Origin of the sequence: Bacillus sp. FSL H8-0516 (assembly GCF_038635285.1) — a bacterium.
GTDB lineage: Bacteria > Bacillota > Bacilli > Bacillales > Bacillaceae > Bacillus > Bacillus safensis.
In genome coordinates this window covers 3567126-3591552 of record NZ_CP152051.1, presented here as the reverse complement: position 1 = coordinate 3591552, position 24427 = coordinate 3567126, and the positions used below count along the sequence as shown (strand labels likewise).

General features: G+C 42.2%; 22 protein-coding genes. 11 read left to right on the top strand and 11 right to left on the bottom strand.

Annotation, left to right across the window (positions count from 1 at the left end):
• Window positions 1-19: 19 nt before the first annotated feature.
• Window positions 20-670, bottom strand: a complete 651-nt coding sequence (locus MHB67_RS18235) for a TetR/AcrR family transcriptional regulator (RefSeq protein WP_024423973.1) — start codon at window positions 668-670, stop codon at window positions 20-22.
• Between the two features lie 161 nt (window positions 671-831).
• Between MHB67_RS18235 and MHB67_RS18230 the strand changes: the two genes are divergently transcribed.
• From MHB67_RS18230 to MHB67_RS18195, 8 genes are all read left to right on the top strand, one after another.
• On the top strand, window positions 832-1944 hold the full coding sequence (locus tag MHB67_RS18230) for a sugar diacid recognition domain-containing protein (protein ID WP_151039583.1): 1113 nt from the start codon (window positions 832-834) through the stop codon (window positions 1942-1944).
• Between the two features lie 118 nt (window positions 1945-2062).
• Window positions 2063-3334, top strand: coding sequence for a GntP family permease (locus tag MHB67_RS18225; RefSeq protein ID WP_133744357.1), 1272 nt, complete (start codon window positions 2063-2065; stop codon window positions 3332-3334).
• 29 nt (window positions 3335-3363) lie between these two features.
• Window positions 3364-4503: a glycerate kinase gene (locus tag MHB67_RS18220; RefSeq protein ID WP_133744358.1), complete on the top strand. Its 1140-nt coding sequence runs from the start codon at window positions 3364-3366 to the stop codon at window positions 4501-4503.
• Between the two features lie 93 nt (window positions 4504-4596).
• The gene (locus tag MHB67_RS18215; protein ID WP_024423969.1) at window positions 4597-4935 is read left to right on the top strand and encodes a zinc ribbon domain-containing protein YjdM; all 339 of its coding nucleotides are present in this window, start codon (window positions 4597-4599) and stop codon (window positions 4933-4935) included.
• A gap of 262 nt (window positions 4936-5197) precedes the next feature.
• Window positions 5198-5719, top strand: coding sequence for a hypothetical protein (locus MHB67_RS18210; RefSeq protein ID WP_151039585.1), 522 nt, complete (start codon window positions 5198-5200; stop codon window positions 5717-5719).
• Window positions 5720-5957: 238 nt separating this feature from the next.
• Window positions 5958-6887: an ABC transporter ATP-binding protein gene (locus tag MHB67_RS18205; RefSeq protein ID WP_151039587.1), complete on the top strand. Its 930-nt coding sequence runs from the start codon at window positions 5958-5960 to the stop codon at window positions 6885-6887.
• Entirely contained in the window at window positions 6884-7834 is a 951-nt protein-coding gene (locus MHB67_RS18200) for an ABC transporter permease (RefSeq protein WP_103131820.1), read from the top strand. The genes MHB67_RS18205 and MHB67_RS18200 overlap by 4 nt, the downstream gene beginning before the upstream one ends.
• 24 nt (window positions 7835-7858) lie before the next feature.
• Window positions 7859-8287, top strand: a complete 429-nt coding sequence (locus MHB67_RS18195; RefSeq protein WP_024423966.1) for a DUF4064 domain-containing protein — start codon at window positions 7859-7861, stop codon at window positions 8285-8287.
• Window positions 8288-8327: 40 nt separating this feature from the next.
• On the opposite strand, the gene MHB67_RS18190 is transcribed toward MHB67_RS18195, so the two are convergent.
• The 7 genes from MHB67_RS18190 to MHB67_RS18160 form a co-directional block, all read right to left on the bottom strand.
• A complete protein-coding gene (locus MHB67_RS18190) occupies window positions 8328-9656 on the bottom strand; it encodes a citrate:proton symporter (protein WP_044334880.1) in 1329 nt (442 codons plus the stop codon).
• 279 nt (window positions 9657-9935) lie between these two features.
• Window positions 9936-12005: a beta-galactosidase gene (locus tag MHB67_RS18185; protein ID WP_342492694.1), complete on the bottom strand. Its 2070-nt coding sequence runs from the start codon at window positions 12003-12005 to the stop codon at window positions 9936-9938.
• A gap of 23 nt (window positions 12006-12028) precedes the next feature.
• Window positions 12029-13237: a glycosyl hydrolase 53 family protein gene (locus MHB67_RS18180; RefSeq protein WP_044334884.1), complete on the bottom strand. Its 1209-nt coding sequence runs from the start codon at window positions 13235-13237 to the stop codon at window positions 12029-12031.
• 11 nt (window positions 13238-13248) lie between these two features.
• Window positions 13249-14091: a sugar ABC transporter permease gene (locus MHB67_RS18175; RefSeq protein ID WP_024423962.1), complete on the bottom strand. Its 843-nt coding sequence runs from the start codon at window positions 14089-14091 to the stop codon at window positions 13249-13251.
• A gap of 1 nt (window position 14092) precedes the next feature.
• Complete coding sequence (locus MHB67_RS18170) at window positions 14093-15310, bottom strand: sugar ABC transporter permease (protein ID WP_282102253.1); 1218 nt, start codon at window positions 15308-15310, stop codon at window positions 14093-14095.
• Between the two features lie 167 nt (window positions 15311-15477).
• The gene (locus MHB67_RS18165; protein WP_103131816.1) at window positions 15478-16743 is read right to left on the bottom strand and encodes an extracellular solute-binding protein; all 1266 of its coding nucleotides are present in this window, start codon (window positions 16741-16743) and stop codon (window positions 15478-15480) included.
• A gap of 172 nt (window positions 16744-16915) precedes the next feature.
• Window positions 16916-17911: a LacI family DNA-binding transcriptional regulator gene (locus MHB67_RS18160; protein ID WP_024423959.1), complete on the bottom strand. Its 996-nt coding sequence runs from the start codon at window positions 17909-17911 to the stop codon at window positions 16916-16918.
• Between the two features lie 172 nt (window positions 17912-18083).
• On the opposite strand from MHB67_RS18160, the gene MHB67_RS18155 reads away from it, so the two are divergent.
• Window positions 18084-18983: a LysR family transcriptional regulator gene (locus tag MHB67_RS18155; protein ID WP_024427566.1), complete on the top strand. Its 900-nt coding sequence runs from the start codon at window positions 18084-18086 to the stop codon at window positions 18981-18983.
• Window positions 18984-18998: 15 nt separating this feature from the next.
• On the opposite strand, the gene MHB67_RS18150 is transcribed toward MHB67_RS18155, so the two are convergent.
• From MHB67_RS18150 to MHB67_RS18140, 3 genes are all read right to left on the bottom strand, one after another.
• Window positions 18999-20675 (bottom strand): hypothetical protein, encoded by a 1677-nt coding sequence (locus tag MHB67_RS18150; RefSeq protein WP_206534200.1) that lies wholly within the window; start codon window positions 20673-20675, stop codon window positions 18999-19001.
• Window positions 20676-20757: 82 nt separating this feature from the next.
• Entirely contained in the window at window positions 20758-21168 is a 411-nt protein-coding gene (locus MHB67_RS18145) for a hypothetical protein (protein WP_025093748.1), read from the bottom strand.
• A gap of 12 nt (window positions 21169-21180) precedes the next feature.
• Window positions 21181-22665 (bottom strand): lipase, encoded by a 1485-nt coding sequence (locus MHB67_RS18140; protein ID WP_308280959.1) that lies wholly within the window; start codon window positions 22663-22665, stop codon window positions 21181-21183.
• Between the two features lie 134 nt (window positions 22666-22799).
• Here MHB67_RS18140 and MHB67_RS18135 point away from each other — a divergent pair, with 134 nt between their 5' ends.
• Together MHB67_RS18135 and MHB67_RS18130 are read left to right on the top strand one after the other, a co-directional pair.
• On the top strand, window positions 22800-23306 hold the full coding sequence (locus MHB67_RS18135; RefSeq protein WP_025093750.1) for a hypothetical protein: 507 nt from the start codon (window positions 22800-22802) through the stop codon (window positions 23304-23306).
• Window positions 23307-23402: 96 nt separating this feature from the next.
• On the top strand, window positions 23403-24338 hold the full coding sequence (locus MHB67_RS18130) for a nucleoside hydrolase (RefSeq protein WP_342492693.1): 936 nt from the start codon (window positions 23403-23405) through the stop codon (window positions 24336-24338).
• Window positions 24339-24427 lie beyond the last annotated feature (89 nt).

The following is a 24427-nucleotide window of genomic DNA, read 5'->3' as shown; positions in this document are numbered from 1 at the left end:
TTGGTATTGAAGTGACCAATCACTGATTATTTTCATCCAGCTCTCCAGATAATCGCTTCAGCAGGAATGAAAAGCTCCCCTTTTCTGCATGCAATGAGGATTCGAGTATATCAATAAAAGCTAAAGCGCGTTGTATACTTTCTTCGGCTGTCCATTGAAAAAGGCCTTCATCAAATATGACCTGTGCAGAAGCAAGAAGAAATTCAACCGTCTCTTGCGGATACTTCGTTTTGAATGTCCCTTCCTCTACACCTTGCTGAATGACACCTGCCAACACTGGTGAAAGTTCTTTAATGGCTTTGATTAAGCTTTTTTGATGCATTTCTGCATTAGAAGGCTGATGGAACTGATCGATCATGCCCTGTTTATGGCTTCCTTGCTGAGGTGATTGCGCCATGATGATACGAAATAGTTTGTCAACGACTGGAAGGTCTGGCTCAGCTGCAATACGCTTTGCTACGATGATATCTTCTTTGATGATCCTGTCAATAATGGCATCCATTACTTCTTCTTTGGATGCAAAGTAGTAATAAAAGGTGCCTTTTGCAATGCCAACGGCTTTTAATATGTCAATAATCGTTGTTTTCTGATAGCCTTTGGTTGAAAAAAGCGCTTCGGCTGCGTTTAATATGTCATTTTTACGTTCCTCAGGATGTTTAACGGTTCTCATAAAGCCATCCTTTCTCTTAACTAGACTGTCGGTCGATTCTTGATTTGATTAAACACTTTTCAGGGTGTCTTTGTCAATGGCTGTTTTTTAAACACTTTGCATTTATTGTTCAAAGACACTATGATACATTGAATGAAAAAAACCTTCAGGGGAGATGGCAAATGCAATTTTTGACCAGTGAATTGGCTCAAGAAATGGTTGAACGTACAATGCATATTTTACATAAAAACATCAATGTGATGAATGCAGATGGTGTGATTATTGGTTCTGGTGAACGAAACAGGATTGGCCAGAAACATGATGGTGCACGGCTTGTGCTGACAAGCGGGAACAGTGTGGAAATTGATCAGGAGACCTCTTTGCGCTTAGAAGGGGTGAAACCTGGGATTAACTTGCCTATCTGCTTCCATGAACAAGTAGTTGGTGTGATTGGGATTACTGGTGAACCAGAGGACATTCGGCATCATGCCGAGCTGGTGAAGATGGCAGCTGAACTGGTGTTAGAGCAATCTTTTCTGCTTGAGCGGGTTCAATGGCGTCATCGACTAGAAAGTGAAATTGTCAATCAGTTGGTTTCATATTCTGACGTTGGGGATCATCAGCTAAAAAATCGAGCTGCTTGGCTGGGGATGGATTTAGACAAGCGCCGAATGGCTATTGTTTTTCAGCCAGTTCCATCCTCAGAGGATGCTGTTCATAAATTGATGCATGCGATTCAATATGATAAGAATGCGGATGATTTACTTGGCATGACCTTTTGTCATGAATTGATTCTTTTAAGTCAGCCCATACCTGAACATCGAGTAAAGCAGGCTGCAGGTCATCTGCAAAAAACAATGCAAAGAGCAATAGGAGGCCAAGTGCTAGTGGGGATAGGGACTGTCGCTGACGACATCAGCCAGCTGCCAATTTCTTTTCAGCATGCGAGAGAAGCCCTGAGATTAGGGAAAGCTCTTGATCCGGAAGAAAGTATGTATTTCTTTGAGTCTTATCAGCTGGAAAGCGTATTCATGATGGCGGGTATTGCTGAAAAGAAAAGTCTATGGACTGACTTTTACAAGCCGCTGACACAAGAAGCAGAGCTCGCCCATACATTAAGGGTTTACATTGAAGAGGGCGGTGATTTGCAAAGAATTGTTGATCGTTTATTTATTCATCGGAATACATTGCGTTATCGTTTAGACAAAATTCAAGGATTGACCGGAAAAGACCCTCGTCATGTAAAACAGTTAATCGAGCTTTATATGGCGCAGCTAATGACTCAACTATCTTGATTGTGCAAATGCACAATTCGTTAGAGTGGTCAGTTAAAAAAGTTCATCCAGATTCACAACACAATCCCTTAGGGTAAACGCTTACAATTGGAGAAAGATATTTTTAGGGGGATTGAGAATGGGTGGAGATGTGACGGTAAGTACTCTGGGAGCCATGGCGGCGCTTGTGATCGCGATTGTTCTCATTCTAAAAAAAGTATCACCTGCTTATGGCATGCTGGCAGGTGCATTCATAGGCGGATTGGTTGGCGGTGTAGACATTGTCCAGACCGTCAACATGATGATGGAAGGTGCTAAGGACATGATTCCGGCTGTCCTTAGAATTATGGCCGCAGGTGTACTGGCTGGTGTCCTCATTGAATCAGGTGCAGCGTTATCTATCGCTGAGGCCATCGTGAGAAGGCTTGGTGAGGCGAGGGCACTATTAGCACTCGCTCTTGCAACGATGATTTTAACAACAGTGGGCGTTTTTGTAGATGTTGCGGTTATCACAGTAGCGCCCATCGCACTAGCCATTGCCAAACGCGCAAAGCTCTCAAAAACGGGAATTCTCCTTGCTATGATTGGAGGGGGGAAGGCAGGAAATATCATGTCACCGAATCCGAATGCTATTGCCGCTTCAGACGCTTTTGGTGTACCTCTGACTTCAATGATGGCTGCTGGTGTCATTCCGGCTGTGTTCGGGTTGGCTGTTACATATGTATTAGCTAAAAAGCTTGCAAACAAAGGGACGCCCGTTCTTGAAGAGGAAACTGGGCAAAGTAAAGTTCAAATACCTGCTTTTTTTCAAGCACTGGCTGGTCCGCTGGTTACCATTTTATTGTTGGCTTTAAGACCGCTTTTTCAAATCAATATAGACCCAATGATCGCTTTACCGATTGGAGGGATTGTAGGTGCTCTTTTCATGAAAAAAGGGAAATTTCTCAATGACTATGCGATGTCGGGGCTTCATAAAATGTCAGGTGTAGCGATCATGTTATTAGGGACAGGTACATTAGCAGGAATCGTATCGAATTCTTCCTTAAAAGATGTGTTTATTCAGGCACTGGATGCATCGGGTTTACCTCCATATTTACTTGCGCCTACTTCAGGGATATTTATGTCAGCCGCGACCGCTTCGACAACAGCAGGAACGGCGGTAGCGAGTGGTGTGTTTAGCGGAACACTGATTGGGCTTGGTGTATCTGCTCTTTCAGGGGCAGCCATGATTCATGCTGGCGCAACAGTGCTTGACCATATGCCGCACGGGAGCTTTTTCCATGCAACAGCAGGAAGTGTTCAAATGGATATTAAAGAGCGTTTGAAGCTCATGCCTTTTGAATCGTTAATCGGTTTGACGTTAACCGTTGTATCGACCATTATTTTTGGCGTTTTCCAGCTGTTTGGCTGAGGACATGATAAGAAAAGAGGGGCTTTAGGATGAAAATTGTGATCGCACCAGATTCATTTAAAGAAAGTTTATCTGCTTATGAGACAGCATGTGCCATTGAACGAGGATTTCGTTCTATTTTGCCAAACGCAGAGTATATCAAACTGCCGATGGCAGATGGAGGAGAGGGGACCGTTCAATCGTTGGTTGATGCGACTGGCGGACACATTGTTCATCAAGTGGTCACGGGCCCGCTTGGTGAGCCAGTGAATGCCTTTTTTGGCATGTTAGGAGACGGTCAGACTGCTGTCATAGAGATGGCTGCAGCCTCTGGTTTACATCTTGTACCCCGAGAAAAACGTAATCCATTATGGACGACATCAAGAGGAACTGGTGAATTAATACTTGCAGCTCTGGATAAAGGAGCGAAGCACGTGATCATTGGGCTTGGCGGAAGTGCAACAAATGATGGCGGCGTTGGAATGATGCAAGGATTAGGTGCAGATTTCCTTGATAAAACAGGACATTCCCTGACGTCAGGCGGCGGGGCACTTCATCAATTAGCTTCAATTGATTTATCTGGACTCGATCCAAGACTGCAATCCGTCCGTCTGGAGGCGGCTTGTGATGTGGATAATCCTTTAACGGGTGAGAGAGGAGCGTCTGCTGTTTTCGGTCCTCAAAAGGGAGCAGATGAAGAAATGGTTCAAGTGTTAGACAAGAATCTGGCTCATTTTGCACAAGTAGCTGAAAAGCAGTTCAATGTCTCCTTTGGAGATGCAGCAGGGGCAGGAGCGGCAGGAGGACTTGGTGCGAGTTTATTAGGCTTTTTACAAGCCGATTTGCAAAGAGGAATCGATATCGTGCTGAAGGCTGTTCATTTTGATGACGTCATCAAGGAGGCAGACCTTGTCATTACGGGAGAAGGCCGAATTGACCGGCAGACCATTTATGGAAAAACCCCAATCGGCGTAGCCAAAGCAGCAAAGCAGTATAATCTGCCTGTGATTGGCATCGCAGGCTCTCTTGCAAAAGACAGTGGAGTCGTACACGAACATGGAATTGATGCACTGTTTAGTATCGTTCCAGGTATTACCTCTCTGTCTGAGGCGATACGAGATGCGGCTCTTCATGTAGAAAGAACAGCCCGGAATATCGCGGCTGTGTTAGAAATTGGAATAAAAAAGTAAACGATGAAAAATGTTTCCTTTTCTATCACATTCCTTTCTATCGAAATGTGGTAAAATTGTTATAAATGATGTAGAAAGTTGGAGGAAACAAAAATGTCTAATCTACCGAATTGTCCTTCGTGCAGCTCACCTTATACTTACGAGGACGGCAGTCTGCTGGTTTGTCCTGAATGTGCGCATGAATGGTCACTTGAACAAGAACAAGCGGCAGAGGAACAGCTTGTGGTCAAAGATGCGAATGGGAATTTGTTAAGTGATGGGGACACGGTCTCTGTCATTAAAGACCTAAAAGTAAAAGGTTCTTCATCCGTTTTGAAAATAGGAACGAAGGTCAAAGGCATTCGTTTAGTTGAAGGCGATCATAATATTGATTGTAAAATTCCTAGCTTCGGCGCAATGAAATTAAAATCAGAGTTTGTGAAAAAGATATAAATAAAAAAAGTTATACTATTAGAACTTGCCGATGAAGGCTAAATCTGAGCAAGAAATAAGTATAAGAATGTTGTAGTTGTACAAAAAACACCTAAATTGTTAAAGGAAACATATCCCTTAATAAATTAGGTGTTTTATATTTTTATACAGTTTTTAAAATGATGAGGAACTATTCAAAGGAATATCCGTATACATTATTAGAATAATTTAAGCTTATCATTTCATAAATTAATTGAGTCCAAAAAATAAATGGGAGATAAAAATGGAGTTTGGATATTTTAAGAAGCCTGTAATCAAAAAAACGACCAAATGTATACCAATTAGTAATAAAGAAGATGTCACCATTGGATTTATAAAAAGATTTTATACAAACAAAGTTGAAAAGTTGATTGATCACATATTTGATGAGTTTTATGTGAATGTTGAGGTAATGGATTCGAATTCTAATATGATTGTAAAGGCTATTGAAAATAAATCTCTCCAATCAATGTTACGTTCAAACTGGGTGATAGAATGTAAAGATAAAGGAAAGTTAATATTAGAAGATAGAACTAAAATCAAAATAAATCCAATGATGAAATTAGTAATAAATGATACTACATATTATCTAAAGAAGGGTTTTGCCAATAATCGTGTAAGATTAGAAAGCTCTGAGCAGACGATAGCTGAAATTACATACGATAAAATAATACCTCCTGCAACAGTGAGTATTGAAAAAAAACAGGGGGACTTATCTTTACATCTTATTGCATGCCTCTATTATATATTTATGTTACGAGAGTAAGACGGGATCACATTTTGAATCCCACAGTCTTTAAGTAATATAGAATTAGAGTTTTTTAAACCATTACCTTAACCCTACCTTAAAAAAGGCGGATGATTCGCTAAATTTTGGCTAATCCCCTTCACAACTTTTGGGCATTGCTGTACCATATGGAAGTGTTCTTCTATTTTTGACGGATCATGGTGTTTATCAGGAAATAGAATGATAGATGATACTTAGACAAAGAAGGAGAGGTAACGTGACGAACGTTTTAGAACTGCATAATGTATCTAGACATATTCGCGGGAAAAAGATTGTTCAAGACTTGAGCTTTTCTGTCCAAGCGGGCGAAGTCTTTGGCTTCTTAGGACCAAATGGTGCAGGGAAAACCACAACCATTCGTATGATGGTCGGTCTTTCTCCCATTACATCTGGTGACATTCTGATTAATGGTCATAGTATTCAAACCTCCTATCAGCATGCCATCCAAGATGTCGGTGCCATTATTGAAAACCCAGAAATGTATAATCATTTAACGGCAAGACAAAATCTTGTTCACTTTGCCAGAATGAATGGGAAAGTGGATGAAGCGCGAATTGATGAGCTGTTAGAACTAGTCAGCTTACAGCATGTGAAACATAAGCGTGTGCGTACATTTTCATTAGGAATGAAACAGCGATTGGGCATTGCGCAGGCACTCATACATAGACCGAAACTGCTAATCTTAGATGAGCCGACCAATGGACTTGATCCTGAGGGGATTCGAATGATACGAGATTACTTGAGAAGGCTTGCGAAGGAAGAAGGGCTGGCTGTGATTGTTTCAAGTCACCTCATGTCAGAGATGGAATTGATGTGTGATCGCTTTGCAATTATCCAAACCGGAAAGCTAATTGCGATTGAGGATCAGCGTGCTGAGACGAAGCAGGATGATTTGGTTAATTATCGAATGAAGGTAGCAGCCGGGGAGCTTGAAGAAGCACAGAAGCTCATTGGTGCATTTGAGGAAGGCGTCACTGTAAGAGAAGAGGAGCAGTACTTATTTTTCTCTATGCCAGAACAAAAAATGCCAGAATTAATCCGTCATTTGAGCAGCGCGTCTATTCATTTGTACGAGATCAAAATTGAAAAACAAACCTTAGAAGATAAGTTCTTAAGCTTAACAGGTAAAAAGGAGGCAGACGTATGATTCGCCTCATTCAAAACGAGTGGATGAAGATCAGTTATCGTGTTGGAACTTGGATTATGGTTGGGCTTCTTGTGTTAGGTATGGTTGCCACGCTGATCTTTGTAGTGAAAACAAATGACAAAGATCAAGCTTCAGGTGATTGGAAAACCCAGCTAGAAATGATGAATAAGGAAAACAAGAAGGAGCTCAAAGAGACAGAGAATGGTTTCTTTAAAAGAGAGCTTGAAAAAGAGATCGCTATTAATGATTATCGAATCAAGCATAACTTGCCGCCGGCTGATCAGTTTAGCCACAGTGTATGGGATTATGTGAAAACAAACGCCAATTTACTTCAACTAGTCGGTGTGTTTGTGATCATTATTGCTTCCACCATTGTGTCGGCTGAATACAAGCATGGTACAATTAAATTATTATTGATTCGTCCACCATCAAGGCTAAAGATCCTAATATCTAAATATATTACGGTGCAGCTGTATGCTCTTTTACTTGTTGTGGTGCTATTTATCTTGTCATTCATATTGGGAGCTATTTTCTTTGGACTTAACACTGATTATGTGAATTTGGTGTATCAAAATGGTGAAGTGATTGAACGTTCGCAGTTTGCAAATATGGTCTATTATTATCTTGCTCATTGTGCGATGTTTGTCGTTTTGGGAACCCTTTCGTTCGCCATTTCTACAGTGTTTAGAAGTGAAGCTATCTCCATTGCCATTAGTGTGTTAGCGTATATTGTGGGTGGATCAGTCACAGGTATTTTAATGCTCTTCTTTGATTGGTCAAAATATCTGTTATTTGCAAACGATCCATCCCAATACTTTATGGAACAGGTTACTCTTATCGAAGGTATGTCTCTAGGATTCTCACTAACCGTCCTAGTCATCTATTGGGCTATTTTCTTAGCTATTGCCTTAATCGTCTTCCAAAAGCGAGAAGTGAAAACAGGTTAATTTAACTTTTTAGGAGGTTTACACATGATTAAACGTAAAGGTGAAAAAATTATGGGGATTATTAGTATTGTCCTCAATGCCATTGGTGTCGGGTTTGGGGCATTAATCCTTTCTGTGGGTCCATCATTTTATGATGAAATCAATGAAGTGTTAAAAGAGGAAGGGGAAACATTGCCGATTGAAACGCTTCAGGCTTCGGTTCATGCATTTGGTACTCAGTTCATGGTCGTTTCCGCCATTGCGGCTGTGCTGTCGATTGTAGGTGTGATTTTCTTGAAAACCGACCGTCGTGCCGTGCTTTCAGGTATTCTTTTCTTGGTTTCTGCTGTGACTCTTTTAATTGGAACAGTTGGCCTTGCATTCGCTCCAATGGTTCTATTGTTTATCATTGGATTAATGTCTCTTATTAGAAAGCCGAATGCAGACATTCACACAAGTGAATATCCTTCATAATGAAAAAAGACATGCGTCGCTGTGCGCATGTCTTTTTTATTTAAATAATGCCTATTAGTTTGGCAGCGATCAATAAAACAATACTGAATCCCCACATCCAGAAGAAAGAGTAGCGAATATGTTTCCCCATATCGACTCCTGCAAGACCGATCGCAAGCCAAACGGCTGGAGCGAGAGGACTGACAAAGGTTCCTATGATGTTTCCGATCATCATGGCATACGCTGCAGAAGTGCCCGTCACGCCGACCTCAGATGTGATTGATTCGACAATTGGCAGAAGTGCATAATAATAAGCGTCTGTACTTGTCAGCATATCCAGTGGTACCCCAAACAGCCCGACAATGATATGTAAAAATGGAAGCAGGAAAGCAGGTAGAATCTGAATGCTGTCCACAGCAATAGCTTTTAGCATTCCCGTTCCTTCGAGAATTCCTAGAAATGAACCTGCGGAGAAAATAACAGCGGCCATCATGAGTGCACTAGGTGCATGCGCCTTGATTCTCTCCATTTGTACATCCACTTTCGGATAGTTAATTAATAGTGCAAGAGAAAGACCAATCATAAACATATAACTAGCCGGAATCACGTTGAGCACAAGAAGGACAACTACGGCTATAAACAGAATGAAATTCACCCAAATCAAGTGATAACGTTTTAAAGCGGCATCACCTGTCTCGCTAATGGATTGAATAGCCCGGTCCCAATCTGCGCCTTCTAATTGAACAGCAGCGATTTCATTTGCGGCGATTTTCACCCGAATGCGTTTTTCTTCCCTTTTTCCTAAAATAAATGCCATTCCTAATACGAGAACGACCCCAATGAGCTGAATGGGAATGAGCGGCACCCATAGTTCAGATGGGTCCATATTCAACACACTTGCTGCCCGCCCTGTGGGGCCTGCCCACGGCACCATATTCGTTAAGCCAGCACTTGTCCCGATCAATAACAGCAATAAGTACGGACTCATATGTAATTTTTTATAAAGTGGAAGCAGTGCAGGTACAGTTAATAAAAATGTAGTCGCTCCTGCTCCGTCTAAATGAGCGATGACTCCTATTAGAGCTGTCCCCATTGCCACTGTGACCACATTTCCCTTTGTCAGTTTAATCAGCGTTTTTATTACAGGTTCAAAGAACCCTGTATCTTGTAAAATGCCAAAAAATAAAATGGCGAAGATGAACATGGTCGCCACTGGCAGTACTTTGATAATCCCTTCTTCAAAGAATGATTGAATGTCATTAATCCCAAATCCTGCGATGAATGCCCCGATTAAAGGCACCATGACCATGGCGACAATTGGACTTGCTTTCCCCCAAATCAGCAATACAACAATCGTTAAAATAATCAACAATCCAACAAACGTTAACATAAGTCCCTCCCCCTACAATAAACCGTTTACATTTTCTTGCTCTTTTTATCACAATGCAGTCCCATATCTGCATTGAAAAAAAGGGTATCAAAAATATGAGTATTAGGCAACCGCTTTCATACCTATACAATGGTAAAAAAGGATGGAGGGACCAGTCATGATGCGGCATCAAATATTGTAAAAAAATTTAGATAAAAAATAATGATTAAATTCATCATAATTAATATGGGTATTTATGCTTATTTAAATCAAAAAGCGTCCAATAAATGGACGCTTCTTTCAACTATTTTTTAAGACGACGTACTCGTAAGGATCAAGTTGAAGCTGCTCAGGTACTTGCTGTCCAGTCAGCATATTCTCATAGCTTGCCTCTGAATCTAGTGACATGTTCTGCTGCTCTTCTGTAAAATTCATCAAAAACACATAGTCCTGCGTACCGTCTGTTCGTTTTTGTACACTGATTCCTTCTGGAATGGCAGTGGATAGGACGGGCTGTATGCCAATACCTGCGATAAGGTCTTCGTAAAACTCATCATAAAAAGACTGCTCATTTTCTGAGGCCATATAGTATGCTTTCCCTTTTTCTAATGAACGGACAGTCAGGGCTGGCTGTCCTTCGTAGCAGCCATTCTCAAAATGCCCTAACACAGAGGCCGTTTCAGGATGTATAGATTCGCAATATTGTCCGACATGATAGGTGCGTCCATTCCCTGTGGTCATTAACACATGTTCATCAGGCATCAATGTGTTGATTTCCTCTGCCCAAATGCCAAGTACATGGCGGAGAGGGCCAGGAAAACCGCCGAGGAAACAGAGATCATTTTCGTCGACTATGCCGCTCCAGTAAGTCGCGATAAAAATGCCGCCCGCTTTGACAAAGGCTTCAATTTTTTCTGCAACGCCTGGTTTGATCATGTAGAGCATTGGCCCAATGAGCACACGATAGGATGAGAAATCCTTTTCCATCCCGACTATGTCAACAGAGATCCCTTTTTTCCAAAAGCTTCGATAGTGAGTTTGACAAGCCTCTACATAGCGTTTGTTTGTATTATTTAAGCCTTGCGCATCATCAATGGCCCAGTGATTTTCCCAATCATAAATGATGGCGACCTCTGGCTGAACGGATGTGCCCGCAATTGGGTGCAGCTGCTCCAGTTGTTTCCCTAGATCAGCTACCTCTTGAAACACGCGCGTATGTTCATGACCAGAATGATCGACAACGGCACCGTGGAATTTCTCAGAGGCGCCTCGGCCTTGCCGCCACTGGAAATAAAGCACGGAGTCTGATCCGTGGGCAATTGCCTGCATGGCAGAAAGGTGTGCCATGCCTTTATGTTTGACCTTGTTCACTTCATGCCAGTTTACAAGGCTCGGCGTACTCTCCATGACGAGAAACGGCTGTCCGTCCTTTAAGGAACGATACAAATCATGTACAAAGGCAACGTTCGATGCTAATTCGGCCGTTGTTTCTCTGCCGCTGTGCCAAGCAGGATAGCTATCCCATGAGATCACATCGACCTCTTTTGCAAATTGATGATAATCCAGCCCAAGAAATGGACGCATATGCGGATAGTCGCCCATAAAGTTCGTGGTTACTGGGATATGAGGCGTCAATTCCCGCAGCGGCTTAATTTCATTTTGATAAAAATTGATCGTTTGTGCTGTGACAAAGCGCTTCCAATCCAGGTTCATGCCGTGAATCATGTGCTCCCCGTGTGGTGCGGGTGACTCGATTTGTGACCAATCACTATACGTGTGGCTCCAAAATCCAGTCCACCAAGCTTGATTCAAAGCCTCAAGGTCATGATTGTATTTGCCTTTCAAATAGTCTCGAAATGCTTCCTGGCAAAGATCGCAATGACATTCGCCGCCGTACTCATTCGAAATGTGCCACATGATCAGTGCTGGATGATCCTTGTAGCGTTCCGCCAGCAGCCGGTTGAGTGTATTCGTTTTTTCTCGATAAACCGGAGAGGTGAAGCAATGATTGTGGCGCAGTCCATGTAAGTTACGCTGACGATTCGCTTCGACGCGCAATACTTCTGGATATGTTTGTGACAGCCAAGCAGGTCTTGCTCCGCTTGGCGTTGCGAGAATGGCGTGTGCCCCCTGCGCTGCCAAGCGGTCCATGATGTCATCCAGCCATGCAAAGTCATACTGACCTTCTGCTGGCTCTAGCTTACTCCATGCGAAAATGTTGATGGAGAATGTTTGACAGTGTGCAAGCTTCATTAATCGAAAATCTTCTTCAATGATCTCTGGCATATGGAGCCATTGATCTGGATTGTAATCGCCACCATGCAAAAAGCCTTTCACATTTGGGTGAACGAGTGGGTAACGCTTTCCCATTTTGTCACGTCCTATCCTTTTAGTTACGGTGTCATTTGTTTAAATACATCAAGAGAAGGCAGTGCTTTTCCGTTGAAATCAAACATCGCTTGATTTTCCCACGCATTTCCGACAGTACCGGTTGTTTGGATATAAGCCAGCCCGTATTGACTAGACCACGGAGCACCTTTCGCTGGAATCCAAAGCGGCTCCCAATAAAAGAACCCTTTTCCGCGGTTGTTGTTTACTTGTGAAATCTTTTCGGATAGATCTCGTATAAAAGATGCCTGGCCCTGAGGTGAGGCGGGATAGCCGGCTGTATTGACAGAGTCTTGATTAAATGAGTTATCTAGGTTGTCACCGTTCGCTGTTGTAAAGCCGTAAGCGGTTTCCACCACGATCACGTCTTTGTTATAGCGGGCACTAATATCATTCATATTGGACGTAAGACCGCTAAAGCCGCCGTCCCAATACGGGTAATAAGATAAACCGATCGTATCGAAGGAGACGCCTCGTTTTGTGATTTCATCAAACCACCAGCGGGATGCACCATTGTCTCCGCCATGTGCAAGGTGAAGCATGATTTTGATGTTTGAATCGACAGAGCGGACGGCATTTGTGCCAGCTTTTAGCAGAGCAGCGAGCCGGTCAAATTCACCACCGCCTTCACCCCAGCTTTTTCCGTTTGGCCACAGCATACCTGAGTTCAACTCATTCCCGACCTGAACCATATTCGGCAAGGCATTTTGCGCTCTCATCGCTTTGAGCACATCACCTGTGTAAGTGCCGACCGCTTTTTCTAAATCGCTTTGTGAGAGGGATGCCCACGCTTTCGGTTTGAATTGTTTACCGGGGTCAGTCCAGAAATCACTGTAGTGAAAATCAAGCAGCACTTTCATGTTTTGTGCTTTTGCACGTTTCGATAAAGCGATGGCTGTATTGAGATCATTTGTGCCGCCGTTATAGGCACGGCCTTGATTGTCATATGGATGGTTCCACAGTCTGATACGCACATAGTTGACGCCTTTATCCTTTAATAGCTTGAGCGGATCAACCTGCTGTCCGTTCTGGTTGTAGTATTTGCCGCCGCTTTTCTCCACTTCTGCAAGCATCGAGATATCGGCTCCCTTGATGAAATCACCTTGCAGTCCATTGATCGGTTTCACAGAAATCGTATCGGCCCTTGCTTCAGGCAGAATACCTAATCCCATCAGAAAGAAAACGACAACAGTGACAAGCAACCATTTCTTCATCAAATCTCCCCTTATCCTTTTGTCCCGCCTTGTGTGAGACCGGACACAAATTGTTTTTGTAAAACAAGGAACAATAAAGCGACTGGAATCGCAATGAGTAAAGCCCCGGCTGCAAAGGTCGTGTAGCTTGCACCCATTTTGTCTGACACAAGATTGTACAGACCGATTGGGAGCGTATACATTTCGGGTGAGCGGACAATGACACTGGAAATGATGAAATCACCCAGCGGACCTGTAAATGAGTTGATTGCGACAACAGCTAAGATGGGCTTAGCGAGAGGCATAATAATTTGGATGAAAATCCGGAAATGCCCTGCGCCGTCCATTCTGGCTGATTCATCGAGATCCTTTGGAATCGCATCAAGATAGCCTTTCATTAAATACGTATTCATCGGAATTTGTCCACCTGCATAAATCAAAATCAGGGCAAGGTGGCTGTTAATGAGTCCAAGCATTTGAGCAAGAACAAAAATCGCTATCAGTGCTGAAAATTGAGGAATCATTTGCAGCAGCAAAAAGAGCATCAGCCCATTTTTCCGTCCTTTGAAGCGGAATCTGGAAAAGGCATAGCCTGTAAAACTGACAAGAACGAGCGTTAAAACCATTGTGGCAATACTGATCTTCATTGAGTTCCAATACCATTTTGCATAAAGTGCCCCCTGACCGAAGAACAGCTCGGTGAAGTGGCTGAACGTTGGATTCTTCGGAAACATGCTTGTACTCATGAGGCTGTTCCCAGGGTTAAAGGAAGCACCGATCGTCCAAAGCAGTGGATATAGAATACAAATGGAGGCAATGAAAAGGATAAAATAAGTGATGCTCAGGCGAATGAGCTTGTTTTGTTTTGATCCCATATCACATCATGTCCTCCTCTTTGAATGAATTCGTTCTCTTAAACTGCCAGAGTGCAATGGCGATGACAAAGATTGAAAGTAAGATCGTGACAGCGGCAGCGAGTGCATATTGAGAAGACTGCATCGTGAGTTTGTAAATCCAAGAAACCAAGATGTCCGTTCCCCCTGCAGTTGAGCCAGCGACAGGCGGTCCTCCGCCATTAAATAAGTAGATGATATTAAAGTTGTTAAAGTTAAACGTATATTGCGTGATTAATATAGGCGCAATGGAATAAAGGACAAGCGGTAACGTGATGGACCGGAATTTCTGAAAGAAGTTTGCCCCATCAATGGTCGCAGCTTCGTATAGATCCTCTGGAATTGCTTGCAAAACACCGGTTGTCATAATGAAAACAAAAGGAAATCCAAGCCAAGTCTGCATCGCAATGAGGGCAATTTTGCTCCAAAATGGATCTGTCAGCCATGGTTTTGGATCAATTCCAATCGATGCAAAAAGTGTGTTGTTAATGGCTCCAAATGTATCGTTGAACAGTCCGGCAAACACCAAAATGGTCACAAAACCCGGAACAGCCCAAGGGAGAATCAAAATGGTTCTAAAAAAACGTTTTCCTTTTAAATCCTTCTGATTGAGCAGAACCGCTAGAAAGATGCCGACAGCACATTGAAGGGTCGAAGCAGCCAGCGTCCATACGACGGTCCAGCCAAGTACATCAATGAAAGTGTCTCTCCAAATATCAATTGAAAAGATATTTTGGAAGTTCTTGATCCCTACCCAATCGATCAGATTGGCAGGAGGCGAGTGGTATAAATCGTAGTTCGTAAAGGCAAGCGCAAAGCTGAACATAATAGGAAAGACAACAGAGAATAGAAGTAAAAAGAAAGCAGGAGTGCTCATTAAGTAAGGAAAGCCTTGGTCGATCAGCTGATGATATTGAGCTCGGATGGAATGAAGCGGAATCCCTTGATCACGTTTCTTTCCGTTCATAAAAGCATCACGCATCATGAGTACGTAAAAGCCGATACCAAAACAAGCTGTTAACAGCGCAATAATCCCTTTTGCTAAAAGAAAAACAGAGTTGTCACGAGGCAGCATCGTACCAAGTGTGAACAGCCCCCAAAAGCCAATATTGAATAAATCATAAAATACGATGAAAAAAGAGACGCCGAACAGGAAAAAAAGTGCCCCTTTGCCGTACTGTTTGTTGTACATCTGCCCCATCCCGGGTATTAAGGAGAACATTAGCGCCCGTCTCCGGTGTGTCTTTGATTCCACTATGTGTGTGCGGTCTAGTTCAAGGTTACCCGTCACGTCTAACACCTACTTCATATGAAATTAGATCAAATACGGGCAGCTTGATAGACTTAAAGGCTACCCGTGTTTGATGATTACTTAGAGTGATTTGCTTTAATTTGAGAGTCGATTTGATTGACCGCATCATCAAATGCCTTTTTCACATCTGTCCGGCCTGTTGCAATGAGACCTAACGCGCTGTCAATCGGCTTCCACACCTCTGCCATTTCAGGGGTATTCGGTGTCAGCGTGGCATATTTCGTTTGTTTTGAAACAGCATCCGCATTGGCGTTTCCTGTGATGATTGGATCCTTCATCAGCTTTTTCACTGGTGGAATTTCCTCTGTTACTTCGAATCGCTTCTTCGAATTTTTTTCATTCGTGATAAACTCAACAAATTTCTCAGCTAGGTCTTTATTTTTAGAATAAGAGGAGACGTTGTAGCTCTTTACACCTAAGAATGAGCTCATATGCTTTCCGTTCGGGAGTGTTGGCAGCTCTGTTACGCCATAGTCAATACCAGCTTCTTTATATGGACCAAATGACCATGGACCAGAAATGACAGCTGCGGCCTTTTTCTCTGTGAATAAGGAGTTGAGGACATTGATTCCTTGTTCACCAATGATGCCTTTCGGGAAAAGTCCTTCGCTAAAGAATGTTTGAATGTATTTTCCGCCTTCAACAGCGCCATCGTTGTTCAGGCCAATATCGTTCACATCATAGGAGCCATCGCTTTTCTGTTTGAAAATATAGCCTCCTGATCCGCCTAACACACTTTGTGCATAGTAAATTTCATCCCATTTCGCTACAAAACCGTATTTCCCGTCTTTTGTCAGCTTTTTCGAAAGGTCATACCAGCCATCAAGTGTAGTTGGTGCCTTTTTGACAAGGTCTTTGTTATAGAAAAGCACTGTCGTTTCAACGGATTTAGGAAGGCCATACAGCTTGCCGTCTATCGTTTGTGATTGAATGGATTCGTCTGTAAAGGAATTGATCACTTTTTGATCAGGCTTGATTTCCTGTAGCAGCCCCTCAGTGACGGCTGATCCAATTTGATCGTGAGGCATCGTGATGACGTCTGGGCCTGTCCCGGCTGCTCCATCAAGGCGGAGAGCTTCGATTTGGTCGGCATACGCTTTTTCGACCACTTTGATTTTCACATCGTTTTGTTTTTCAAATTCTTTTACAGCGTCTTGAATCCCATCAGACTTTTTGACATCCTCCCATACTAGCAAGGTCTTTGTACCTGTAGATGCTGGCTGTGTCCCGCTTGAATTGTCATCTCCTGGCCCGCATGCTGAAAGCAGAAGCACAGCAGTACCAACAACTGCTGATAATGTCGCCCATTTTCCCTTTTTCATTGGTAATCCCCTCTCGTTCTTTTTTCACAGATGATAAGAAAACGCTTTCTTAATGTGAGAATATCAACTTAAGTAAAAAAAGTAAACATATTTTATTAAATTTATTAAGTAAAATTTTTTACTCGTATAGAGAGAAAAGAAGCCCTCCACATTAGGAGGGACTTCCAGTTGATTATATGGTGCTTTTCCGAAAGACAGGCTCTGAGGCAATCAGAACAGTCTTAGGCAATGTTCTGCCGTCCACAAGTCTTTCTAAAAGTAAATCGATCGCCGTCTCACAAAGTAATGACGTATGGATGTGATACGTGGTGAGCGGCGGCGATACATATTGAGACACATGAATATCGTTGATACTAAAGACGCTGACGCGGTTCGGCAGAGAAAATCCTCGCTCATTTAATGCTTGTAAGCAGCCGATGGCAAGAGGGTCACTAGCGACACAAAAAGCGGTGGGCAGATCATCACCAAGCTCGTCGATCGCCTTCATCATCAGCGAATATCCTTCATCTACTGAGAAATGGTGGCCGATATAGACCAATCGCTCATCAAGCATATGGCGGGCCAGCATGTATTCACGGAAAGTCGTTTCACGAATATCTGGAATGTGCACATTCGTATTCAGATCAAGGTCTGTGCCGCCAATGAATCCAATAGATGTGTGCTCTTTTTCGATAAAAGAATCGATGATCTTTTCAACAATTCGTTTCAGGTTCGGCTTTACAGAATCAAAACGGTCTTCATCTGGCGTCGTATCAATAAAGACAATGTGCGGAGTGATCGCATATAATTGGTCAAGTTCTGACGTTTTAAAGCGGCCGATGGCGATGATTCCTTCTGTAGCAGAATCAATGGAATGTAGCCCATCAGACGGATTGTAAGCGGTCACATTTAAGCTCCGAGTATTGGTGAGTTCCTCAATGCCGAGTCGAATGGATTTAAAATAAATATCTTCAAGCTCTTCCTTTTCAGTCATCCAATAGAGAAAGGCGATTTTTTTTAATGAATGTTTGAATGTCTTCTTTTGGTAGGACAAAGCTTCTGCGGCGGCATATACTTTTTCGCGTGTTTGATCGGTGACAGATAGGTTGGGATCTTGGTTCAGTACGCGAGATACCGTTGCAATGGATAAGCCTGCTTTTTCTGCAATGTCCTTTATTTTAGCTGCCAAATCAGCACCTCCTATAGAAAATATCTCCTCTTAGTATAGAGTCTTTAAAAAAATTAGTAAATATTTTTATTAAATTGTTTTCGTTTAGGCGGTTCTTTACGTGCTGGAAAGGAATTAGTAAGATATATATAGGTAAGGTGTTGGATTAAGATTTCTGATAGGAGAGGGACCGATGTATTACGATGCACTGAAGACATTTGTGACAGTGGTGGAGGAGAAAAACTTTACAAAAGCAGCCCAAAAGCTGCGAATTTCTCAGCCAAGTGTCAGTCTTCATATTAAGAACTTGGAGCAGGAATTCCAGACCGTTCTGCTGAATCGTTCACCAAAGCAATTAACCGTTACACCAACTGGGGATATGCTGTACCATCGATCAAAACAAATCATTCGTCTGTATGAACAGGCGAAGCAGGACATTTATGAGCATCACCACCTGGCAAGAGGAAAGCTGACCATCGGGGCGAGCTTCACCATTGGTGAGTATGTGCTGCCCCAAATATTGGCGGAGTTTCATCAGCTCTATCCGCATGTTGATATTGAGGTGGTCATTGATAATACAGAGGCGATCGCTAGACATGTCCGTTTATTCCATGTTGACATTGGTTTGATCGAAGGACAGACCAATGACAAAGAGCTTTCTGTAGAAACTTTTCTAGAGGACGAGCTTTATATTGTGGCGCCATTAGATCATCCTTTTGCCAAGAGAAAAGATGTCACCATTGATCAATTACAAAACGAAACATGGATCACGAGAGAAGAGGGATCAGGGACAGGAGAATATTTACAGCATGTCCTGAAATCAAATGGACTGAAAGCGCGAACCTTTGTAACCTTTAGCAGCAATCAAGCGATTAAAGAAGCTGTGATCCATGGAATGGGTCTTTCTGTTTTATCTAAATATGTCCTCCAGCGAGGCAGCATTGGCGGTGAATTGGCTGTTATTTCTGTCAGAGGCATGGATTTCAAACGAAAGTTCTCCTATGTCGAGTCACCGATGACCGGGGGAAATAAAAATAAGGAATTGCTCGTTGAATTGTTAAGGAAAGAGAAAAAGGACGCTTCTCCTCAGTAGGAGAAACGTCTTTTTTTATAACCCTTTAATTTTGATTTCATCGACTGGAAGGAAAATCTCACCTGTATCTGTATATTTCATGGTGATCTGATCGCCCTCTTTTAAATAAATGACGAGAGGTTCTTTTTCAGATGACATAGTGTAGCTTTTCCCATCGTCTAGCAGGAAGGTGACGGTTGTATAATCACCGGTCTTTTCTTTGTAGACTCGTTTGACCTTCCCTGCCACTTCTTTCTTTTCTTGCTTAGAGGAACTGTTAACAGTACCGCCGCCTTTTTGAAGAGCTGTCTTATAGGCTCTTAGTGCTTCGTTTGGTGTAGAAGCGTACGCGGCGATTTCTGGATTGGCTGCAGAAACGATAAAGTAGTTTTGCAGGAATCCATTTGAATCGAGAACAGGTGTGAGCCAGCTGGCTTCCCCATAGAAATTATAGAGAATTGGCATGCGGCCTTTCCATTTCTTCTCGATGAATCGTTTCTCAATAATTTGCAGAGCGCCCTGAGAATCCATGTAGGATTCTTCAAGATTTCCGGTATAATAAGTCGCTTTTCCTGTTCGGGCATTTGTCAGGGCATATCCGAGCATGGAATCAACGCCCTCTTTTGGACTTGTGAAATCTGTGAAGTAATACATATCTCCTTTTGAATCAAATACCGGGCTCACATTGGCTTCCGTTCCTTCATCGGAAGGCAGCTTGACATCTGACTTTCCAAACATACTGTTCCAGAACCCGTGAATATAGTTTCCGAAATAGCTGTTTTGCAGACTGACCGCCTCTGGTGAAACAGCACCGTCGATAAAGGCAGGTACTTGATCTAGAGCATATTTCTTCGTCGCACCTGTTTTGGCATCAACAACGACGACACCGGAAGCTTTAAAGCCGTTTCGGGCAGAGATGAAATCGCCATACGTTTGAATGTAATAAGGCTTGCCGTCATCATTGATTTCCAGCTGTGTGCCGCCATAGAAAATCAAATCTGGGTACTGGAGACGGATATGCCGCTCAATTTCTTTGTTGAAATAGGAGGAAGGCGTATAGACCATCTCCGTCTTCACGAACTTTGGATTAGCAGAGGAGTCGGTCGCACTTAATGTAAAGTAACCCGGCGTGCTGCCTGCACGAATCCATTTAAAGAAGTCCGAGAACTCCACTGGAGCGATGTATACATACTCACCGTTGACCTTCTGAATTTGCAAGCTGCCAAGCTCATAGTAGCTTGTGTTTGGCACCTGTCCGAACGATTTCTTCATTTTGTTCCGGGCAAATTGAGGCGGCACACTCGCAGGTGTTTCTTTTTCATCAAATGCTTTGATTTCTACTTTTTGCTCCATTTTGGAGACATCGAATTTCTCATTCGCATTGAATAGAAAAGCTGTCGCCATGTAAACACCGAGCAGCAATAGAATAAGAAACAGCACGCCTTTGATTTTACGCTCCAATCCCACTGACAAAAAGGCGCCTGCTGCTGTCACAACAAGTCCAATCAGCCATAGAGATGAAGGGTTACGGTCTAAATTGGTAATGTAATAGAAAACAAAAATACCGATCATGAACAGCAAAGCAAGGCCAGCAATCCACATGAGCGGCACCTGCTGTTCTGTCCCTTTCTTTCTAACGATCAACCTGAGTGGTGTGAGCAAAAGGGTCAAGACAAGACCGATCACAACCGAAAATAACAAAATATATCCCACAAACAGATCTCCTTTCAAATCAATCACTCTTTTAGTATATACGAGTGTGAGGGGGAAAAGATTCATCGGATGGAAGGTTCATCTAAATGCCAATCGAGTTGATGGCAGATTGAACATCTTCTTTCAGTTCGTAAAATTTGAGTCTTTGTTCAATTTTTTCTATTAAGGCGTCTATGGCTTCACCTGACATGTGCGTATGGATGCGCTGTTGCTGTTTATACACTTTGACCAGAAGGTCGTCAATTAGATCTAAAATTTTTTCCGCTTCTTGGCGATCTTCTGCAAATTCATTTTGAAGCTGATGCCGGATAGCTCTGATAAGTGCTGTTTTCTGTTCTTCTTTGATCTTTGCTTTCAAAGCTGCCAGCTCTGCTGGTGTCATGTCTTCCGTGTCAAAGTTTGCTTTTGAGAAGATGGAGCTTGATGTATGCGTATCTGTCATTCTTTGCAAAAAACGATCTGCATCTGTTGGTTGTTTCTTTGAAAATTCCATTTGTCGTTCTCCTTAAGAAATACCCATGTTCTTCGCCAGGGCTGTATCTGCATCGTGGTATTGTTTTCCTAGCTCGCTCATATCATCTGATATTGAGTCCAGCCATCTTTTTAAATTCATAGCGTTATCAATCGCTGTATCATACTTTTTGACCGAATAGAACTCATTCTCAAGACCCTCTGTTTTTAAGTGGCGAATCACAGTATCCACATCTGAAGCCGTCAGCTGATCATATGAACCAAAGCCAACAATTTGTTTATACCTTGAGCGTACCCGTTCCACAGATTGATCGACTTTGTCATCGAGTTTCTCGATTTTGCGAATGATTTGCTGCATATGGTGATCGGCATATGTCGAGAATTTACGCCCTGTGTTCATGAGAACGTGGGATTTAATTAAAATCGCCACCACACTATGAGGATCAACATTTGATTGGCTCAACTGATGTAACATGGCCGTGGTAAGTGAAGGGTTAATTCTCAACATATCATCAATGGTTTGAACGGAGCCGCCTGGCGAAAAGGTATAACGATCTAAGCCATGGCTGCCAGCGATTGCTTCAAGGAATAAATTCGCATCCAGTGAAGGATTCACACTCATTGCCCGATTGAGGAGGTCTTTCATGAATTGGACGGCTTTTGAGGAGTCCTCGGAGTAATCGACACCTTCGGGGAGAGCGGCATCATACATCACTTTCACTCGGCCGATTTCTGTCGTATGGCGATTTAAAAGAGAAAGCCCGTCATTGAGATTGATATATTCGGTTAATCTGCTGCGGTAATCGCCTTTTAATGCTTTAGCTTGTAGACCATCTGATAGATTTGGATAAATATTTGGATTCTCAAATGTGACCCCGCCTTGAATAAAGTCGTTTTTGACAAGAACATAGGAAGCATTTGACCCGCCGAGTGAATGACCTGTCACATACATTTTGGCATTCGGCATTTTCTTATGTATTTCTTTCGCATATCGATCCGCTTGAACCATTTGATTCTCTGCACCATGCTCAAATGGAATATTTTTAATCAGATACTTTGTATCCGAAACCATCCAATCCTGAACAATTTCATTTGTATAGGCGGTTGTGCCTGTTGTCAACTTAGTCGTCACTTCCTGTGAACCCTTCGATCGACTAAAAGGAGGCAGCTTCGTCAAAATGGTAGAAAGAAGATCATCTGACTCTTTTTTTCCATGTTTTTTAATGGTATCTTTATATTGGCCTGCACCAATCGGTTCAGAACCACGGTATGCGATGACGGCGTTTTTGATTTTGGTGAGGTCTTTTCCTCCATTAGATCGAGTGAAATCCTCTTCAGAAACAAGAGTTAAGGCATTGAGCCCTTTTTCCGTCTCTTTATAATCAATGACGTACATGTTGTTACCATTACTTATTTTTATCATGTTTGAATCACTATAATTTTCTATTTTATAGGATTCGTCCGAAATTTTATTGTAGTCTTCGTCGCTAAGCATAATTATTGATATCTTTTTAGACAAAACTGTCACTCCTGTAATATTTATCATAATAATTATATTATATAGTTTATAAAATATCTATTATGATCTGGGATTGAAAGAGTATAAAGTTTAAAAATATATTTTAAATTTTTAAAAGGTGGATATAGTTGCTAATGAAAAATACATTAAAGGTTTTATTTGCTCTAATTGTAATAATAATCATATCGTTGGCAGTGCTTTTAATCCAACATGATAAGCAAAATAAAACTAGCGATTCAGGAGGAAAGAATACTGTGCAAGAAAAAGAGAAAAGTGATCAACAAAAGGCAGAAGAATTAGCCGAAAAAATGAAACCGAAAATAGAAAAAGATCTTCATGAAATGGACATCCATCAATTTATAAAAGATATAACTTTTAAAAAGGGAGTTACCATTAGTCCTATGGGCTATATTATTGTTAAAGGATACGTTAACGATGAACCTGAGAAGTTCAATTTTTCTGCATCTTTAAAGTATAGAACTAAAGAAATTAGTTCAATGAGTTATTCATACGAGTTATCAATTCGATTCAGGGATTGGGAAAAATATAAAGATGAACCGGAATTAAAAGAGAATTTCCTAAAAAGCCTCCCCAAAAAAGAACGCGAACAATATCTTAAAGACATTGGAGAAAAAGAGTAATAATAAACAAGTAATTTCCGATTAACCCCAAATAGTTGAAACAGGCATATGCTATCATTCACCTAACAACACTATTAAAAGGGAGAGATTTCACCCATGGCAAATACAAAGAAATTGATCTTAGATGTAGATACTGGAATCGATGATGCGATTGGGATTTTGCTGGCAGTGAAAAGTAAGCAGTTTGATATTTTGGGGATTACGACGGTTTGCGGGAATGTGTCTGTCGATGCGGCTACATTGAATACGTGTAAAGTGCTTGAGCTGGTTGAGGCAGATAACATTCCTGTCATCAAAGGTTCAGCAACCCCTCTTTTAAGAGCGCCTCATTATGAACATCGGGTACACGGAGAGGATGGAATTGGCGGTGCTTTAAAGGATGTCTGGCCAAAGAAAACAGCAGATGCTGGTTTTGCGCCTGATTTTATCATTGAACAAGTGCTGCAGTATTCGAAGCAGGTCACGCTTGTGTTGACAGGGCCTTTAACGAATTTAGCCCTTGCGGTAAAAAAATGCCCTGAGCTGATTCATCATGTGAAAGAGGTCATTTTTATGGGTGGTGTCGTGAAGGGGCAGGGGAACGTCACACCAGTTGCGGAATTCAATACATATGCAGACCCAGAAGCAGCGAAATTGGTGCTGGATGCTGGATTCCCTTCATTGACTCAAGTGGGGTTAGATGTCACGAGACAGGTCTTGTTAACGGATGAGAGAATCGATGCCATTCAAAATGAAACGTTGGCAGCTTATATCAGAGAGAGTACAAGCATTTACCGACAGCGCTATTTTGAGCGCAATGGTGTGTGGGCGTGTGCCATGCATGATCCGCTTGCTGTAAGTCTCGCCATTAACAAGGAGCTTGTAAGCACACAGGCTTTTCATGTAGAAGTGGAGACGAAGAGTGAGTTTTGTGACGGTCAAATGATCTGTGATTTTCAGCACCAATGGGAGAAAGAGCGCAATGTCCAAGTGTGTACAGATGTAGATGCTGAAGCTTTTTTCGATTTATTGATCAAAACGATGAATTCATAAAAAAAAGAAGTCTGTGCAAACAGGCTTCTTTTTTATAAGATGGGAACATGAGGAAATGTATGCGCTCACATGAATAAGGAAGGAGTGAA

What these genes read in the sequence shown, in the direction of transcription:
- MHB67_RS18220 (WP_133744358.1), top strand. Translation starts at nt 3,364, where the DNA reads ATGAAAATTGTGATCGCACCAGATTCATTTAAAGAAAGTTTATCTGCT.
- MHB67_RS18155 (WP_024427566.1), top strand. Translation starts at nt 18,084, where the DNA reads ATGTATTACGATGCACTGAAGACATTTGTGACAGTGGTGGAGGAGAAA.
- MHB67_RS18200 (WP_103131820.1), top strand. Translation starts at nt 6,884, where the DNA reads ATGATTCGCCTCATTCAAAACGAGTGGATGAAGATCAGTTATCGTGTT.
- MHB67_RS18180 (WP_044334884.1), bottom strand. Translation starts at nt 13,237, where the DNA reads ATGAAGAAATGGTTGCTTGTCACTGTTGTCGTTTTCTTTCTGATGGGA.
- MHB67_RS18135 (WP_025093750.1), top strand. Translation starts at nt 22,800, where the DNA reads ATGAAAAATACATTAAAGGTTTTATTTGCTCTAATTGTAATAATAATC.
- MHB67_RS18190 (WP_044334880.1), bottom strand. Translation starts at nt 9,656, where the DNA reads ATGTTAACGTTTGTTGGATTGTTGATTATTTTAACGATTGTTGTATTG.
- MHB67_RS18145 (WP_025093748.1), bottom strand. Translation starts at nt 21,168, where the DNA reads ATGGAATTTTCAAAGAAACAACCAACAGATGCAGATCGTTTTTTGCAA.
- MHB67_RS18210 (WP_151039585.1), top strand. Translation starts at nt 5,198, where the DNA reads ATGGAGTTTGGATATTTTAAGAAGCCTGTAATCAAAAAAACGACCAAA.
- MHB67_RS18215 (WP_024423969.1), top strand. Translation starts at nt 4,597, where the DNA reads ATGTCTAATCTACCGAATTGTCCTTCGTGCAGCTCACCTTATACTTAC.
- MHB67_RS18175 (WP_024423962.1), bottom strand. Translation starts at nt 14,091, where the DNA reads ATGGGATCAAAACAAAACAAGCTCATTCGCCTGAGCATCACTTATTTT.
- MHB67_RS18170 (WP_282102253.1), bottom strand. Translation starts at nt 15,310, where the DNA reads ATGGGGCAGATGTACAACAAACAGTACGGCAAAGGGGCACTTTTTTTC.
- MHB67_RS18185 (WP_342492694.1), bottom strand. Translation starts at nt 12,005, where the DNA reads ATGGGAAAGCGTTACCCACTCGTTCACCCAAATGTGAAAGGCTTTTTG.
- MHB67_RS18130 (WP_342492693.1), top strand. Translation starts at nt 23,403, where the DNA reads ATGGCAAATACAAAGAAATTGATCTTAGATGTAGATACTGGAATCGAT.
- MHB67_RS18195 (WP_024423966.1), top strand. Translation starts at nt 7,859, where the DNA reads ATGATTAAACGTAAAGGTGAAAAAATTATGGGGATTATTAGTATTGTC.
- MHB67_RS18230 (WP_151039583.1), top strand. Translation starts at nt 832, where the DNA reads ATGCAATTTTTGACCAGTGAATTGGCTCAAGAAATGGTTGAACGTACA.
- MHB67_RS18235 (WP_024423973.1), bottom strand. Translation starts at nt 670, where the DNA reads ATGAGAACCGTTAAACATCCTGAGGAACGTAAAAATGACATATTAAAC.
- MHB67_RS18225 (WP_133744357.1), top strand. Translation starts at nt 2,063, where the DNA reads ATGGGTGGAGATGTGACGGTAAGTACTCTGGGAGCCATGGCGGCGCTT.
- MHB67_RS18165 (WP_103131816.1), bottom strand. Translation starts at nt 16,743, where the DNA reads ATGAAAAAGGGAAAATGGGCGACATTATCAGCAGTTGTTGGTACTGCT.